Consider the following 16,725-nt stretch of genomic DNA (forward strand, 5'->3'; position numbering starts at 1 on the left):
ATTTTCGTTTGAAATCCAACGAACTTTCCTTTTTCATTTCCCTATGATTGCTCTTGTCAGGTTAGAACTTAACGATATTCACTTCACTATGGGAAAGAAAGAGGCATACGATTATGGAAAACAAAATGTTCTGTTACCAGTGTCAGGAAACCGCCGGCTGTACCGGCTGTACAATTTCCGGCGTCTGCGGCAAGAAACCGGAAGTCGCCGCTATGCAGGATCTTCTGGTCTATGTGACAAAGGGTCTGTCCGCTGTCAGCACCCAGCTGCGCGCGGAGGGCAAGACCATCGATGAGGCGGTCAACCATCTGGTATCCGTCAATCTCTTCACAACCATCACCAACGCCAACTTTGATCTGGCAGCCATTCAGGCAAGAGTTGAAAAGACCTTAGCCTGCAAGGATCAGCTTCTGCAGCTGGTCTCTGACCGTTCTTTGCTGCCGGAAGCTGCCACATGGAAGGGAGACGCCGCCTCCTTCGCCGTCAAGGCTGCTACCGTCGGTGTTCTCGCGACAGAAAATGAGGATATCCGCTCTCTTCGCGAGCTGATCACCTATGGGCTCAAGGGCCTCTCCGCTTACTCCAAGCACGCAAACGCTCTGCTCAAGGACGACGGTGAGGTGGACGCATTCATCCAGAGAGCTCTGGCGGCAACCTTAGATGACAGTCTCAGTGTCGACGATCTGGTTGCTCTGACCTTGGAGACCGGTAAATTCGGCGTCCAGGGCATGGCTCTTCTGGACAGCGCCAATACCGGCGCCTATGGCAATCCTGAAATCACTGAGGTCAATATCGGCGTCCGCAAAAATCCGGCTATTCTCATTTCCGGTCATGACTTAAAGGATCTGGAGATGCTCTTAGAGCAGACTCGGGGCACAGGAGTCGACGTCTATACCCACTCTGAGATGCTTCCCGCCCACTACTATCCCTTCTTCAAGAAGTACGATAACTTTGCCGGCAACTATGGCAATGCCTGGTGGAAGCAGGCTGAGGAATTTGCGTCCTTCAACGGCCCCATCCTCATGACGACCAACTGTATTGTCCCTGTGCGCGACTCCTATAAGAATCGTATCTTCACCACCGGCGCCGCAGGCTACCCGGGAGTCAGGCACATCGACGCTCCCTATGGACAGACCAAGGACTTCTCCGAGATCATCGCTCTGGCCAAGACCCTGCCTGCTCCCACAGAGCTTGAGACCGGTTCCATCGTCGGCGGCTTCGCCCACGAGCAGGTATTTGCCCTGGCTGACAAGGTTGTCGATGCCGTTAAGTCCGGCGCTATCAAGAAGTTCGTCGTCATGGCCGGCTGTGACGGTCGTCAGAAGGCCCGTTCCTATTACACCGAATTCGCCGAGAAGATGCCCAGGGATGCCGTGATCCTGACCGCCGGCTGCGCCAAGTACAAGTACAACAAGTTAAATCTTGGAGATATCGCTGGAATCCCCCGTGTTCTGGATGCCGGACAGTGCAATGACTCCTATTCCCTGGCCCTGATCGCCTTAAAGCTCAAGGAGGTCTTCGGTCTTGACGATGTCAATGATCTCCCCATCGCATATAATATCGCCTGGTATGAGCAGAAAGCCGTGATTGTTCTTTTAGCCCTGCTCTACCTGGGCGTAAGGAACATCCACCTGGGTCCCACCCTTCCCGCTTTCCTCTCCCCCAACGTCGCCAAGGTTCTGATCGATAACTTTGGCATCGCGGGAATCGGCTCTGTCGATGACGACCTGGACCTCTTCTTTGAGGATATCGCCTGAGGAGATCGAAATTGAATGCGGATGCATTCTCCGACAAGCAACAGCTGGAAAGGAACACCATGAGCGCAACACTCGGCCCCATCCACTACTGGATGTACGATAAGATCAGACTGCGGGAGGAACTGATCGCCTCCCTTGTCGACCTGGCCAAAAGGCGGAATTACGATGAAGATCCGGATGGCTTTCCCCTGGAATCCTACGCCAGAAGAGAGCTTCCTCCCATTGAAAAAGCCCTTGATCTCTCCCAGATTCATGCCTCTCTCTCCGGGCAGATTGACGGAGTTGAAAGGCGCTACGCGAAACTGATCACCAGCCTACTCAGACAGGATCCTGCCCGCCTCGCTTCCATCAGAGAATGCGTCAGAGCATTTGGCTCTGCCCATCCTGTCTCCGCGGTCAATCCGACCATGGCCTTCCAGGGGATGAACGATGTGCTTCTGGACGGTATGCCCTGTGACCACGCCATCCAAATACGAGAACAGTCGGAAGATCAGGTCTCTTTCTCCCTGGTTGAGGATCTGCACGGTCCATTCTGGGAAGAAGAAGGGGGTGACAGGGACATCTTCTATCTTTTGCGCGGCGAACTGGTCAATGCAATGCTGGCTGTGAGCGGCTACAGACTCTACTCCGATGGGGACGGCTCTTATCATATTGCGCAGGCCGCATCATTGAGATCCTGACAGTAAAACGTCCTCTTCTAAATTACCTCTTGTCATCTCCTGTCCAGACGAATTGCCCTGATCTGACAGAGGAAAGACTGGATTAAGCCAGTCAGAAAGGATTCGCTTATGTACTCTACCGACATCATGCGTGCGGAGCACGATCATATTTTCACCTTTCTCAAGGCGGTGCGTGCCCTTTGCTGCCAGGTATTAGAAGGTCTTCCTCTTCCGGTCGATGACTTTCGCAAGATCGTCAGCTTTGCCCGCAATTACTCTGACCACCAGCACCACGGCAAGGAGGAGAATTTCCTCTTCAACGAGATGGTTACCAACCTTGGCCCCATCGCTGACAAGCTGATCAAACACGGCATGCTCGTAGAGCACGATCTCTGCCGCAGGCATATCATGGACCTGGAGGCAGCCCTGGATCTCTACGAGAAGGATCCCCAGACGATTTACAAACTGGATATCCTGACCGCCGCTGAGGGCTATGCTACGACTCTCCACCGGCATATCAGCAAGGAAAACACCGTTGTTTACCCTCTGGCGGAGCGTTCCCTCTCAGAGGACATTATCTCCAGGATTGACGCCCAGGTAGAGGCCTTTGAATCCGAGACAGCTGAAAAAGGCGTCCAGGATCACTATCTGGCAATGATAGATGAGTTCAAAGACAAGTACGGTCAGATCGAAGACCAGCACGACAAGGTGGACAAACCTGTCTCCTTAGCAGCGGCATTCGGCAGATAAGAATGCTTTCATGACACGGCGTACGGATAATACGTCGTAGGGTGCAGTCCGAAAAAGGGCTGCACCTTTTTTGCCTGTAGATCGAAGTTCCGATAGCAAATACCGCCTGTCTTCTGTGGTATCATATGTTCTGTCCAAAGATAAAGGGTCATAGGATAAGGTACACAGATGAAACAGGAAAGCGAAAACATATACCGTCTCCTCCACCGGGCCCAGGAATCTGTCTTGCGCGCGCAGGAGGACCTGATTGAAGCCGGATCTCAACTGTCGGAAGTGTCCTGTGATCAGGACAATGCTCTGACAGAGAGCCTGGAGCATATGAGCAACTCTCTCCACATGGCAATTCTGGAACTGGACGACCTGATTCCCGAAGATCTTCCGGACGAAGATGCCCTATCTTCAGAGACAAAAACCTCTCTTCTCTCTGGAATCAGTTCCCTCCCCCGCGCCACTGCGGAAAAAATTTCAGACCTGATTCCTGACCATCCCATGGAGAAACTTGCGGGCCTGGTTCCGGATACCGCTGTCGAACGCATCAGCGAGCTCCTTCCCGACCGGGGCAGGGCTTTGATCTACTCTGGTCTGGATCAGATTCCCCGCGGCAGGGCCAGTCGGGAAATCAGACCGGGTGCTTTAATCCTGGAGGGCGGCGCCTTTCGTGGTCTCTACACGCAGGGCGTCTTAGATGCCCTGATGGAGGCCAATATCAATTTTCAGACGACTGCGGGTATTTCAGCCGGGGCACTTTCCGCTCTGGGCTATGTCTCCGGAGAAATCGGCTGGTCTGCCCGTTTGAATCTGAGCCTGCGCCATGATACCAACTATATTGGTCTTGACGCCATGCGCCGCGACCATGGCATCACCGGTTTCTCCTATATTTTTGAGGACCAGCTCAAAGAGCATCCCATCGAACTAGATCGCCTCAACGATCCTCGCCGCCGCCTTGTTGTCGGGGCAACGGACATGAATACCGGTCTGGTGCATTTCTTTGAAAACGGCCGCTGCAGGGATTTTTTTCGCGCCGCGCGGGCTTCCGCAACTGTCCCCTATGTCTCCCGTCCCGTTGTCATCGATCAGGTTCCCTATCTGGATGGCGGAATGGTCTGCAATATTCCCTATCAGTGGGCAGTTGATGAAGGCTATGACAAAATTGTCGTTGTAAAAACCAGAGATCACTCCTATCGCAAGCCGACGGGCGGCGCCTTCCGCCAGCAGAGAATCAACCATCTCTACTATCACAACTATCCCAGACTCCTGGATGCGCTCAGCCATTCCACAGAGAATTACAATGCCCTTTTAGATCAAATTGACCGGGATGAAAAAGCCGGCAAAATCTTTGTTTTCTCCCCCAAAGATCCCGTCGAAATCAACCGCTTTGAATCGGACATGGATAAGCTCGGCGATCTCTACTGGAAGGGATATCGTGAGACCAAACAGCGCATCGAAGAATTAAAGGAATACTTATCGAAATAACAAAAAGAAACCCCAGCCAGACCAGGATTGGAATGGATGGGGTTTTCTCATGATGCCGCTGGTCGGGCTCGAACCGACACGGTGTTGCCACCACGGGATTTTAAGTCCCGCGCGTCTGCCAATTCCGCCACAGCGGCAGATCTGCCGTATGGATTCCATACAACAAAAATGGGACCTATAGGGCTCGAACCTATGACCCTCTGCTTGTAAGGCAGATGCTCTCCCAGCTGAGCTAAGATCCCGCGTGACTCATGCGAAATATTCTGAGACTTCCTCGCATGAAACGACCCAGGAGGGGCTCGAACCCTCGACCTCCGCCGTGACAGGGCGGCGCTCTAACCAACTGAGCCACTAGGCCAAAAATGAAAGGTGATCAAAAAGTGGACCTTCAGGGACTCGAACCCGGGACAAACCGGTTATGAGCCGGTTGCTCTAACCAACTGAGCTAAAGGTCCAAAGAGCCGATGATCGGACTCGAACCGATAACCTGCTGATTACAAATCAGCTGCTCTGCCAATTGAGCCACATCGGCACACTTCAAATGACTCCGACGGGGTTCGAACCCGTGTTACCGCCGTGAAAGGGCGATGTCTTGACCGCTTGACCACGGAGCCCAAACTCTTTATCACTTGTTTGCGGATAAAGAAAACTCCCCAAGTAGGGCTCGAACCTACAACACCTCGGTTAACAGCCGAGTGCTCTACCATTGAGCTATTGAGGAATATTTCTGAAAGTATTCGATTAGGATACCTTCAAAACTTCATACAGATGAATTGCAAACCGCGGATCTTTTCTCACACTTTTTGAAAATGGTCATCTCATTTTCTATGAAAATGGTCATCTCGCATCCGCGACTTCGTCGCTTCTGCTCGATGTGTTTGCTTCGCAAACTCTTCCATTTTCTACGAAAGCGGTCACCTCGAATCCGCGTCTTTGACGCTTCTTCTCGGTGCATTTGCTTCGCAAATGAACTCGCTCGAAAACAGGTCGCTCCAAGCGCAAGCGCTCTCGCTCCTCTTTTCCTGCTCGTCCGCTTTCTTCGCTTTTGGTCAAGCCTTCGATCGATTAGTGACAGTCAACTGAACACATTGCTGTGCTTACATCTCTGCCCTATCTACCTTGTACTCTGCAAGGGATCTTATGTCCTTTTGGACGGGATATCTCATCTTGAGGGGGGCTTCACGCTTAGATGCCTTCAGCGTTTATCCCGACCAGACTTGGCTACCCGGCGGTGCCTTTGGTAGACAGCCGGTACACCAGTGGTCCGTCCAACCCGGTCCTCTCGTACTAGGGTCAGCTCCTCTCAAATATCCTCCGCCCGCGCCGGATAGGGACCGAACTGTCTCACGACGTTCTGAACCCAGCTCGCGTACCGCTTTAATGGGCGAACAGCCCAACCCTTGGGACCTGCTACAGCCCCAGGATGCGATGAGCCGACATCGAGGTGCCAAACCACTCCGTCGATGTGAACTCTTGGGAGTGATAAGCCTGTTATCCCCAGGGTAGCTTTTATCCGTTGAGCGATGGCAATCCCACTTTATACCACCGGATCACTAAGTCCGTATTTCTACCCTGCTCCACCCGTCGGTGTCGCAGTCAAGCTCCCTTCTGCCTTTGCACTCTGCGGATGGTTTCCAACCATCCTGAGGGAACCTTTGAGCGCCTCCGATACCCTTTCGGAGGCGACCGCCCCAGTCAAACTCCCCGCCTGGCATTGTCCCCCGACCGGTTCACGGCCGCAGGTTAGAAATCCAATACTGCAAGGGTGGTATCCCAACAGCGACTCCTCCAGGACTGACGTCCTGGGCTCTCAGTCTCCCACCTATCCTGTACATGCAGCACCGAATCCCAGTACCAAACTGGAGTAAAGCTCCATGGGGTCTTTCCGTCCTGGCGCGGGTAACCAGCATCTTCACTGGTACTTCAATTTCACCGGATGCATTGTTGAGACAGTGTTCAAATCATTACGCCTTTCGTGCGGGTCGGAACTTACCCGACAAGGAATTTCGCTACCTTAGGACCGTTATAGTTACGGCCGCCGTTTACTGGGGCTTGAATTCAAAGCTTCGCCGAAGCTAACCTCTCCTCTTAACCTTCCAGCACCGGGCAGGCGTCAGCCCATATACTTCACCTTGCGGTTTCGCATAGACCTGTGTTTTTGCTAAACAGTTGCTTGAACCTATTCTCTGCGGCCATCCGAAAGGATGGCACCCCTTCTCCCGAAGTTACGGGGTCATTTTGCCGAATTCTTAACAATGCTTCTTCCGTCGGCCTTAGGATTCTCTCCTCATCTACCTGTGTCGGTTTGCGGTACGGGCTCATATCAAACAATAGCGGCTTTTCTCGGCAGCCGGCTCACGCGCTTCGCTACTTGTATTTCGCTCCACGTCACGTCTTCGGATTGATGAGCGGATTTGCCAACTCATCTCCTACCTCGCTTGTACCGGTCTTTCCATTCCCGGCTCGCGCTTTCCTTCTGCGTCCCCACAGTTCTGTTGATATCAGGTACAGGAATCTCAACCTGTTGTCCATCGGATACGTCTTTCGACCTCTCCTTAGGCCCCGACTTACCCAGGGCAGATCAGCTTTACCCTGGAAACCTTAGATATTCGGCCGCGAGGATTCTCACCTCGCTCTCGCTACTCATTCCGGCATTCTCTCTTCCCGTACCTCCACCGTTCCTTATCGGTACGGCTTCGTCGGCCTGGGGAATGCTCCTCTACCGATGTATCTTAGATACATCCCACAGTTTCGGTATCGTGTTTTAGCCCCGGACATTTTCGGCGCAGGACCTCTCGACTAGTGAGCTGTTACGCACTCTTTGAATGTGTGGCTGCTTCTGAGCCAACATCCTAGTTGTCTTCGAAATCCCACATCCTTTTCCACTTAACACGTATTTGGGGACCTTAACTGGTGGTCTGGGCTCTTTCCCTTTCGACTACCCAACTTATCTCGTGCAGTCTGACTCCCGGTCATCATCTTTCTGGCATTCGGAGTTTGATATTCTTTGGTAAGCTTTGACGCCCCCGCGGAAATTCAGTGCTCTACCTCCATAAGACTAAACCGAGGCTAGCCCTAAAGCTATTTCGAGGAGAACCAGCTATCTCCGGGTTCGATTGGAATTTCTCCCCTATCCACACGTCATCTCCACCCTTTTCAACGGATGTGAGTTCGGTCCTCCATTGCCTTTTACGGCAACTTCAACCTGCACATGGATAGATCACCCGGTTTCGGGTCTACGCTATGTGACTGACTCGCCCTATTCAGACTTGGTTTCCCTTCGGCTGCAGGCCTTAAGCCCTTAACCTCGCCGCACTGCGTAACTCGCCGGACCGTTCTACAAAAAGTACGCGGTCGTGCGCATTCTCATTGCACTTCCACAGCTTGTAAACACAGGGTTTCAGGTTCTCTTTCACTCCCCTCCCGGGGTTCTTTTCACCTTTCCTTCACAGTACTATTCGCTATCGGTCACTAAGGAGTATTTAGGCTTACGGAGTGGTCTCCGCTTCTTCCATCAAGGTTTCTCGTGTCTCGATGTACTCTGGATCCCGCCTTGTCAACGCAGACTTCGCTTACGGGGCTGTCACCCTCTCTGGCAGGCTTTCCCAAAACCTTTCTGCTGTCTTTGTTGAATCAATTCTGCGGTCCGAACCCCACAGTGCACGCACCATGGTTTGGCCTCTTCCGCGTTCGCTCGCCGCTACTTACGGAATCGATGTTTCTTTCTCTTCCTCCGGCTACTTAGATGTTTCAGTTCACCGGGTTCCCTTCCATAGCTTATGGATTGGGCTATGGATGACCGGAGTTTGTCCGGCCGGGTTTCCCCATTCAGAAATCCGTGGATCACAGCTTATGTGCAGCTCCCCACGGCTTTTCGCAGCTTATCACGTCTTTCTTCGGCTCTTAGTGCCAAGGCATCCACCCTGCGCTCTTTTTTGCTTGACCTCGTTATGAGCACTTAGAGAATAACGAGCCTTTGGCGAAGTTGTTCTCTTACGTGCGATACATGCACGACCCTTGATGAGAGCGAGTCCCTTGGGACGAAGCTCGAATCTAGTCGTCGGGCACGTTATGAGCACTTAGAGAATAACAAGCATCAGCGCGCTTATTCCTCTGTTCTCATTCCTCGTTTTGATGCATAGCGTTGCATCAGCTTAAAAAAGCTTGTGTTTTGATCTTTCGATCGGTTTGTTAATTCTCGGATGTCTTGATATTTGTCGATCCTTCTGTCGCAATCTCCATCTCATTCGCAAACAGGTTCGCTTATGATCTGCAGATTCAGAAGGTCTTTTTATCAATTCTTCTATCTGTATGAAGTTTTCAAGGTACTCCCTGATCTCTCAGGTTGACTGAATTTATCAGTCATTCCGGTGTTCAATAACTTGAGCACTCGAATGACGAATAAATCGTCTTCTTCTCAATAAAAAGAAATATCTGGCGGCCACCTATTCTTCCGGGCCGTCTCCAGCCGAGTACCGTCGGCCGCCTGAGTCTTAACCATCGTGTTCGGGATGTTAACGGGTGTTCCCCCCAGGCGCATCGCCACCAGAAATATAAAGTTATCCTTGAGCCGCAAGGATCGGAAAAAACAATGCGTCGAATGCTTGCATTCGTAAACATTTGTTTTTGATGGTCCTCGGGGCGAATGCCCCGGCTTATCGGCTCTGCCGATAAGATGCGCTCAAACACTTGCGTGCCTGATAACTCAACAATGAAACAACGCTCTACTCGATCTCTTAGAAAGGAGGTGATCCAGCCGCACCTTCCGATACGGCTACCTTGTTACGACTTCACCCCAGTTATCAGTCCTGCCTTCGGCAGCTCCCTCCTTGCGGTTGGGTCACTGACTTCGGGCATTACCAACTCCCATGGTGTGACGGGCGGTGTGTACAAGACCCGGGAACGTATTCACCGCAGCATGCTGATCTGCGATTACTAGCGATTCCAGCTTCATGTAGTCGAGTTGCAGACTACAATCCGAACTGAGACGTTATTTTTGGGATTCGCTTGGCCTCACGGCTTCGCCTCCCTTTGTTTACGCCATTGTAGCACGTGTGTAGCCCAAGTCATAAGGGGCATGATGATTTGACGTCATCCCCACCTTCCTCCGGGTTCACCCCGGCAGTCTCCTTAGAGTGCCCAGCTTCACCTGCTGGCTACTAAGAACAAGGGTTGCGCTCGTTGCGGGACTTAACCCAACATCTCACGACACGAGCTGACGACAACCATGCACCACCTGTCTCCGATGCTCCGAAGAGAGACGACATTACATCGCTTGTCATCGGGATGTCAAGACTTGGTAAGGTTCTTCGCGTTGCTTCGAATTAAACCACATGCTCCACCGCTTGTGCGGGTCCCCGTCAATTCCTTTGAGTTTCATTCTTGCGAACGTACTCCCCAGGTGGAATACTTAATGCGTTTGCGACGGCACCGATACCCTTCGGGTACCGACACCTAGTATTCATCGTTTACAGCGTGGACTACCAGGGTATCTAATCCTGTTCGCTCCCCACGCTTTCGAGCCTCAGCGTCAGTAATCGTCCAGTAAGCCGCCTTCGCCTCCGGTGTTCTTCCTGATATCTACGCATTTCACCGCTACACCAGGAATTCCGCTTACCCCTCCGACACTCGAGCTGAACAGTTTCCAATGCACTACCGGGGTTGAGCCCCGGGCTTTCACATCAGACTTGCTCTGCCGCCTACGCTCCCTTTACACCCAGTAAATCCGGATAACGCTTGCTCCATACGTATTACCGCGGCTGCTGGCACGTATTTAGCCGGAGCTTCTTACTCAGGTACCGTCATTTCTTTCTTCCCTGCTGATAGAGCTTTACATACCGAAATACTTCCTCACTCACGCGGCGTCGCTGCATCAGGCTTTCGCCCATTGTGCAATATTCCCCACTGCTGCCTCCCGTAGGAGTTTGGGCCGTGTCTCAGTCCCAATGTGGCCGGTCGCCCTCTCAGGTCGGCTAATGATCGTCGCTTTGGTGGGCCTTTACCCCGCCAACTGGCTAATCATACGCGAGCCCATCCTATACCACCGGAGTTTTTCACACAACAAGATGTCTTATCGTGCGCTTATGCGGTATTAACAGTCGTTTCCAACTGGTATCCCCCGGTATAGGGCAGGTTGCTCACGCGTTACTCACCCGTCCGCCACTCGAAATAAAACCGTCACTCCGAAGAGATCGTAATATCATTTCTCGTTCGACTTGCATGTGTTAAGCACGCCGCCAGCGTTCATCCTGAGCCAGGATCGAACTCTCATGTTAAAAGTCCTTCATTCATCCGCCTTTTAAGTTCATCACACAGATCCTTTAACAGATCACATATGATTCTTCTTCGCGGACGCATGCTTCCCAGAATGAATTAGCTTGGCTAATCCTTTACTGTTTTTAAGGTCCTCAGATTGCTCTGAGATTCGCTTTGATTCTCTTAGAATCTTTCAAGGTTGTTTCATTGTTCAGTTATCAAGGTTCTTGCTGTCCCTCGTAAGCGGCAACTTAGATATGATATCAAGACCAGCCCGGCTTGTCAATGGTTTTTTCATGACCCTGCTCAATTTTGACTGATTTTCAAAGCCACTCACGCGGTGCAAGCATTATGTTATCAAAGAGCAAAAGCCCTGTCAACATTGATTTTCCGGGCTTTTCTCAACACCTGTCTCTTTTCAGAGATATTGTGTTCGCTCTCATTTACAACCACTAAATCTTCCCATTTTCCCTCGCGCCAACACATTTCGAGGCCCATGCTTTCGTCTGAAAAGAAAAGACGCTTTCGTCCGAAAACCAAAGACATTCTTTTCCTCTCAGTCCCGGCCCATTCGGCTCTGCGCGCTACAGTCCAGGGTTCTATGGTCCCGACGCGATCAGGAGGTCCTCAGCGGAAAAGCAGAGTCAGGGGATTGTATTCGCTGATCATTTTCAGGACAGCGCTTGCCCCGATTTGTTCTGCCCAATAGGCCCCCTGGGAAGTCCAGGAGAAAATTTCCACCAGGTACATAAGAAACCAGGTCCGGATCAGGCCGACGCCAAGTCCCATCAGGCCTCCAAGGGCGTGACTGATTCCGCCGATCACCGGCGCGTGGCTGGCTGTGTCAATCACTGCCGCGACAATGGCTGTCACAATCCACGCGATCACAAGAGCAAGGAGGAAGGAAATCGCCCTCATAATCCACCCTGTGATCACAACTGCCGCCTGGTCCGCAAGACTGCGTCCTGTCTGGTCCACCGCGTCTTTAATATTTTCGGTCGTCTGATCCGCGGTGACCTGAATTTTCAATTGCCCCTTCTCATAGGCCTCACGCAGCAGAGTCGGCAATTTCATATATATCTGTTCCGCATGCTGCTCCAGATAGGTCTGTAAGAGACTCAGCGGAATCTGTGTGTCAGCTGAAATCCTCTTTCCAATCTCTGACAGAGGAGAGCCCTGATCGCCTGCCTTCTGTTTCAAGTCGTTCACAATCTGGTTGGTCGCTTTCGCCTTCTGTTTCTCCCAGTATGCCTGTGTCCGCTTCGCAACCTGCTCCTGGACCACGTCATCCAGCGGCGTGTATTTTGTCAAGGCCTGGTTGATTCCCGGTGTCGCGACCAGGACAAATATCAGAATAAAAATCCCGGAAACCAGGCCGAGGAGCATTTTCAGAGCCCCTCGCCTCAGGCCTCTGATCACAGAGCAAAAAATGATCACTCCAAAGATAAATAAAGCTATGTTCAAGTTCTCTCCTCTCCAGGTCGTCTTATTTTAGTCTGGCATGATCCAGAGATCCCTCCCGAACAAAGAGATAGTCTCTGGATCCGCTTCCCGGGATCACCGCTCCCACAGCACTCTTAAGATCTCCGCTGAATTTGCGTGTACCCGCCAGATTATAGATTTCCAGCCTCTTGTCTCCGTAGAGTGCAATTTCGTTATTCGCGAGCATTTCGACCCTGTTATAACTCATATCGATCTGAGCGCGGCTGACACGACGCCCCCGATTATTAAAGGTGTACAGATAAAGCGTATTCTGACCGGCCGCATTTGTGCTGGTCGTGATATAGCCGAAATAACTCTGGTTAAAATAAACGCTGCGAATCTGCCCCTCGACAGGAAGCTCATTGAGCAGTCCGGGCTTGGTATGATTGTGGTAGAGCAGAATCTTTTTATCTGTGTAAACAGCCAGATTTCCACCTTTGACGTACGCGATCTCCCCGATCAGGCTGTCGTCATAATCGAAGCTCGCGACAATATGCTTGTCGGCATTTTTGCCCGCAGCGCCAAAATCATAGATCTGCAGCCTGGAATGCGCCTTTCCCCCGCTCACATCGGCAAGAGCCAGCGCCAGACGCTGTCCGTCCTGTGAGATGGCAATGGATACGGGATATCCTGTCGTCTCAAGATGTACTTCCCCGCTGGCTGTCAGATTGCCATCCGCGTTATAAAGGTGCAGATAGCCGACCTTATCATTTTGCATGAGAACCGCGATCGAACCATTGTCGGCGACCTTTGCCTCCGCAACAGGCAGATTGGTCGTGATATGGGCCCGGTTCCCCTCTTTTGAGAAGAGATAAATGCCTGTCCCGCCCCGGTCATAGATCACAGCATAGACATCTCCCGCGTCCAGATGGGGCGAGCTCATCTGATAGGACTGGCTCCAGAGCAGATCGCCCGCCGTCGTCATATAGCTGTTTCCGTCTGTATTGTAAGCCAGAATATTATTTTGAAAGAGCTGATACCCGGTCCCACTGGCGTCGTCCAGTTTCTGGCTGGAGATCACCCTGTAGCTTCGGTATTGGCGCCTTCTCTGCACAAAAAAGACCAGAAAGACCAGCCCAATGGCCAGGGCAATGAAAAGAAAGAGCTTCCAGTGTCTTCGTATCAAAGTCCCAAGACGCAAGAGAAGTTCTCTCAGCGACCGGCCGATTTCCCTCAATAAATCCATCACTCTGTTCCTCAGGCCTCAAAATCTTTCTCATGAAGAATCAGGCGGCCCTCCGCATCACTTCTCTTACTTCCCAGGCGGGAGAATTTCTTCTTGAGTCCGCCTGACTTGACCCTGTCCATCGCCTGATCCACAATCTCAATCACCTCGCTTAAAGACGTGGGCTGGTCGATCTTCTGGATCATGTTGATGCGGTTATAAAGAGCCAGAACTCCCATGGAATCCACACTGCACCCGTTGTCATTGGCATATGTCCGCCCAAAAGCGACCAGCTCATCTGTGGTGAAAACAGGGATCCTGATTTCATTCACAAACTTAGACGCAAAGGATCGATTCATCGCGAACATTTTCTGCAGGGAATCCATATCGTCTTCCAGAATCATGAGCACTCCGCTCGTATCTGTATCCAGAAGCGTATTGAGCGTCGCGACAGATACTCTGGAAAGAGCGCCTGCCTTCTCTATAATCAGTGCCCCGCCGCGGATCTTATCGAAGAGCTCAATCACATTCTTCTCGTTTAATCTGACCGCGTCAATCTTCCCCGCGGGGCCTGCTGGAAGCTTGATCTGCCTCTTCATCAGCTCAATGACCCCGGTTGCCAGGTTGGTCTTGCCGGATCCCCCAGAACCAATGATCTTCAGATGCGCTTTTTTGCTGTCGCCCAGCAAGCCCTCTTTGACCCCTTCTAAAGCCCGGCTCAGGTGCGCCTCCATCCCCTCAATCGCGACATAGGAGGAGAAACGCGCCTTCTCCTCATCCGTAAGCTTTCTCGGAGCTTCCGCAGCTTTGGGTTCTGCCGCGGCATTGTTATAGAAGACATTGGATGCCTGCATGCTTTCAACTGAGTTAAACTCCTGGTCGTCAGTCACCCATGACGCCCGGGTCGCCTGCATGTGGAAGGCCTCTTCAATCGCGTCGCGTCTGACTTCTTCCTTGTTCTCTTGATCGGCCTTCTCCTCCTGCTCTGTTTTTGCCGGCTCTTCTTCGGCGTCCGCGTTCTCCGCAGTCGCTTCCTCGTCCTCCTCTTCGATCACGAATTCCTCATCTCCGAATCGAGAAGAAATATGTCCCTTCAGAACTGGCTGTGCCGGTTCCTCCGTCGACTTCTCTGACGCAGATTCTTCAGACTCGCTTCTCTCCCCTGTCTGCTCCTCTGACGCAGATTCCTCAGATCCAGTTATCTTCTCGTCCGGATCTTCGGCTCCAGCCGTATTCTCTTCTGAATCCTCCACTGCTGGCTCTTCCGACGAAGCCATCTTCTCGTCCGAATCCTCCACTGCTGGCTCTTCCGACGAAGCCATCTTCTCGTCCGAATCCTCCACTACAGATTCTTCCGCTCCAGCCGTATTCTCTTCCGAATCCTCCACTGCTGACCCTTCCGACGAAGCCATCTTCTCGTCCGAATCCTCCGCTACGGATTCTTCCGACGCGATCGGCTCTGCGGCCGGCTCAGCTTCTTCTCTGCCCTCATGGAAATCAAACTCAGGTATGATCAGCTGATCATCATCTTCTTTCGCTACCGCATCCTCTTCTTCCGATACTGCCGTCTCTGCCGTCCTTGCCTCTGCGGCTTCCTCATCCGAAGAAAGCATTTCCTCATTTTCTGTTGCTTCTTCCGCATTCTCTTCGTCTGCAGACGCGCGCTCAACATCCTGCTCCTCAGTCGCGGGATTCTCTTCCTCTCTTTCTGTCAGCTCTGCGTTTTTCTCCCCGGTCTCAGCGGCGGCGGCCGCTTCATCCTCTCCAGTCTCTGCAGCGGCAGCCGTTTCATTCTCCCCGCCATTTAAGCGGTCGATCTCACGCTGCAGCATGTTGTTGATGTCAGAAACTGTCTTACGGGCTTCGCGGTAGTCTACTCCCGACGAATCCCCGGAGACTGCGCCTGCTGCCTCCGAGAGTCTGGCAGACGCGTGCTGCAGCATCTCTTCCTCGACAAGATCCTCCACAGAAGCTCCGGCCTCCAGTCGGGGCAGGACTTCGGTCAGGCGCTCCATAATCTCATTGGCCTCGACCAGCGCCTGCGCTTTGGCTGACTCCAGCTTCTTCTCCCCCGCTTTCTTCAGGACTTCCTCTGCCTCTTTGCGCGTCTTCTCCCAGTCCTTCACCAGGTCGTCAATCGAAAGCTGTCCCTTGATCTGGATATCGTCCTCGGACTGGTCCGGGACATCCATGGAGATCTGCCCGTCATCATCGATTCCCAGGCCCCGGTAGCGCTCGCGCAGATCCTGGTCGATAACCTTCTGCGTCTCTCTGGCCCTCTGAGCCCCCAGCTCCTTCGTCCCCTCAGAGACACGCAGGAAGGGGAGCTCATCTGTCAGTTCCTTGATGTTCTCCATTTTCTCCTGCACCTGCTCTGATCCCGTGGCGCTCATGATCTCTTCAATATTCTGCTTGATCTTCTCCTGCAGGTTGACCGTATTGAACTTAGTCGACGGGATATGGATTTCGGGAAGGGGTATGGTCTCTGCAGACGTGCCCTCCTTCTCGGATCTTCCTGCCTCCTGACCGGAAATCTCCTTGATTTCGTCTCTGTGCCTCTGGCGGAGCTTCAAGTAGATCTGCTCCTGATCCGGATCCAGAGGCGCGTAAATCATCTTCAGCTCCAGAGCCTTCTCTACATAGGGTCCGTCGCCGAACCAGAGAATGATTTCATTACAGAGGCTGACGCACTTATCGATCTGTCTGGTCTTCTGATAGAAGAGAGCCAGCTCTAACGCCCAGTCCTCTAAGAAATCATTCTCCTTCAAATCCTCGAGGATTGTAATCAGATCCTCGTCGCTGACTCCCCTGGCTCGGGAGAGCTGATAGTTGATCACATAGCGCAGGCTGTCATGGGGAGCAATCTCCATGAACTCGGTGTAATACTCCTGCGCTTCATCCAGTTCCTGTAAGCGGATGCATACCAGGGCCAGTCGATAGATCACCATTCGCCCGATCGGACTTCTCTCATGCGCCGCCATCAGAAGCTCTTTGGCGCTGTCCAGTCGGCCGACCTCCTCATACAGTTCCGCCGCCTTCATCAGCGCGTTGACGCTCGGCACCTTGCGCCAATTGTTCGCGTCCAGCTGACGGGCTGCCTCCTCCATATCCTTGCGATCGATCAGACCGCGCACACGATCAATCAGTTCCTTGTACTCATATCTATCCAAAACGTTTACCTCTC

Annotated in this window: 7 protein-coding genes, 7 tRNA genes and 3 rRNA genes; 4 read left to right on the forward strand and 13 right to left on the reverse strand. The window is 52.4% G+C overall.

Features of this window, described 5'->3' with window-relative positions; genetic code table 11:
- The first annotated feature begins 113 nt into the window (after positions 1-113).
- The 4 genes from hcp to GCWU000342_RS03410 all read left to right on the forward strand — a co-directional run bounded on the left by hcp (position 114) and on the right by GCWU000342_RS03410 (position 4,639).
- Entirely contained in the window at positions 114-1,757 is a 1,644-nt protein-coding gene (gene hcp / locus GCWU000342_RS03395) for a hydroxylamine reductase (protein WP_006905861.1), read from the forward strand.
- 11 nt (positions 1,758-1,768) lie between these two features.
- Positions 1,769-2,437: a hypothetical protein gene (locus GCWU000342_RS03400; RefSeq protein WP_006905862.1), complete on the forward strand. Its 669-nt coding sequence runs from the start codon at positions 1,769-1,771 to the stop codon at positions 2,435-2,437.
- Positions 2,438-2,545: 108 nt separating this feature from the next.
- Positions 2,546-3,166 carry a hemerythrin domain-containing protein gene (locus tag GCWU000342_RS03405; protein WP_006905864.1) on the forward strand — a complete coding sequence of 207 codons (621 nt, stop codon included), beginning with the start codon at positions 2,546-2,548 and terminating at the stop codon, positions 3,164-3,166.
- 168 nt (positions 3,167-3,334) lie between these two features.
- Entirely contained in the window at positions 3,335-4,639 is a 1,305-nt protein-coding gene (locus GCWU000342_RS03410; protein ID WP_006905865.1) for a patatin-like phospholipase family protein, read from the forward strand.
- A gap of 53 nt (positions 4,640-4,692) precedes the next feature.
- On the opposite strand, the gene GCWU000342_RS03415 is transcribed toward GCWU000342_RS03410, so the two are convergent.
- The 13 genes from GCWU000342_RS03415 to GCWU000342_RS03480 form a co-directional block, all read right to left on the reverse strand.
- A tRNA-Leu gene (locus GCWU000342_RS03415) sits at positions 4,693-4,776 on the reverse strand.
- A gap of 32 nt (positions 4,777-4,808) precedes the next feature.
- Positions 4,809-4,881, reverse strand: a tRNA-Val gene (locus tag GCWU000342_RS03420).
- 42 nt (positions 4,882-4,923) lie between these two features.
- Positions 4,924-4,997: transfer RNA gene (locus GCWU000342_RS03425), tRNA-Asp, on the reverse strand.
- A gap of 23 nt (positions 4,998-5,020) precedes the next feature.
- Positions 5,021-5,094, reverse strand: a tRNA-Ile gene (locus GCWU000342_RS03430).
- A 4-nt stretch (positions 5,095-5,098) separates the two neighbouring features.
- Positions 5,099-5,171, reverse strand: a tRNA-Thr gene (locus GCWU000342_RS03435).
- A gap of 10 nt (positions 5,172-5,181) precedes the next feature.
- Positions 5,182-5,253: transfer RNA gene (locus tag GCWU000342_RS03440), tRNA-Glu, on the reverse strand.
- A 35-nt stretch (positions 5,254-5,288) separates the two neighbouring features.
- A tRNA-Asn gene (locus GCWU000342_RS03445) sits at positions 5,289-5,360 on the reverse strand.
- A gap of 324 nt (positions 5,361-5,684) precedes the next feature.
- Positions 5,685-8,584, reverse strand: a 23S ribosomal RNA gene (locus GCWU000342_RS03450).
- A 487-nt stretch (positions 8,585-9,071) separates the two neighbouring features.
- Positions 9,072-9,189 (reverse strand): 5S ribosomal RNA (rrf, locus tag GCWU000342_RS11075).
- Between the two features lie 190 nt (positions 9,190-9,379).
- Positions 9,380-10,914, reverse strand: a 16S ribosomal RNA gene (locus tag GCWU000342_RS03460).
- The 16S, 23S and 5S rRNA genes sit together here with 7 tRNA genes alongside, the layout of an rRNA operon.
- 607 nt (positions 10,915-11,521) lie before the next feature.
- Positions 11,522-12,358, reverse strand: coding sequence for a CvpA family protein (locus GCWU000342_RS03470; RefSeq protein WP_045000236.1), 837 nt, complete (start codon positions 12,356-12,358; stop codon positions 11,522-11,524).
- Between the two features lie 22 nt (positions 12,359-12,380).
- A complete protein-coding gene (locus GCWU000342_RS03475) occupies positions 12,381-13,562 on the reverse strand; it encodes a DUF5711 family protein (RefSeq protein WP_006905871.1) in 1,182 nt (393 codons plus the stop codon).
- An 11-nt stretch (positions 13,563-13,573) separates the two neighbouring features.
- On the reverse strand, positions 13,574-16,711 hold the full coding sequence (locus GCWU000342_RS03480; protein WP_006905872.1) for a hypothetical protein: 3,138 nt from the start codon (positions 16,709-16,711) through the stop codon (positions 13,574-13,576).
- Positions 16,712-16,725: the final 14 nt, after the last annotated feature.

This window comes from Shuttleworthella satelles DSM 14600, from assembly GCF_000160115.1.
Classification (GTDB): Bacteria; Bacillota; Clostridia; order Lachnospirales; family Lachnospiraceae; genus Shuttleworthia; species Shuttleworthia satelles.

Bases quoted from the DNA above. Each gene is read 5' to 3' on its own strand.
- GCWU000342_RS03405 (WP_006905864.1), top strand. From the start codon at position 2,546: ATGTACTCTACCGACATCATGCGTGCGGAGCACGATCATATTTTCACC.
- GCWU000342_RS03410 (WP_006905865.1), top strand. From the start codon at position 3,335: ATGAAACAGGAAAGCGAAAACATATACCGTCTCCTCCACCGGGCCCAG.
- hcp (WP_006905861.1), top strand. From the start codon at position 114: ATGGAAAACAAAATGTTCTGTTACCAGTGTCAGGAAACCGCCGGCTGT.
- GCWU000342_RS03475 (WP_006905871.1), bottom strand. From the start codon at position 13,562: ATGGATTTATTGAGGGAAATCGGCCGGTCGCTGAGAGAACTTCTCTTG.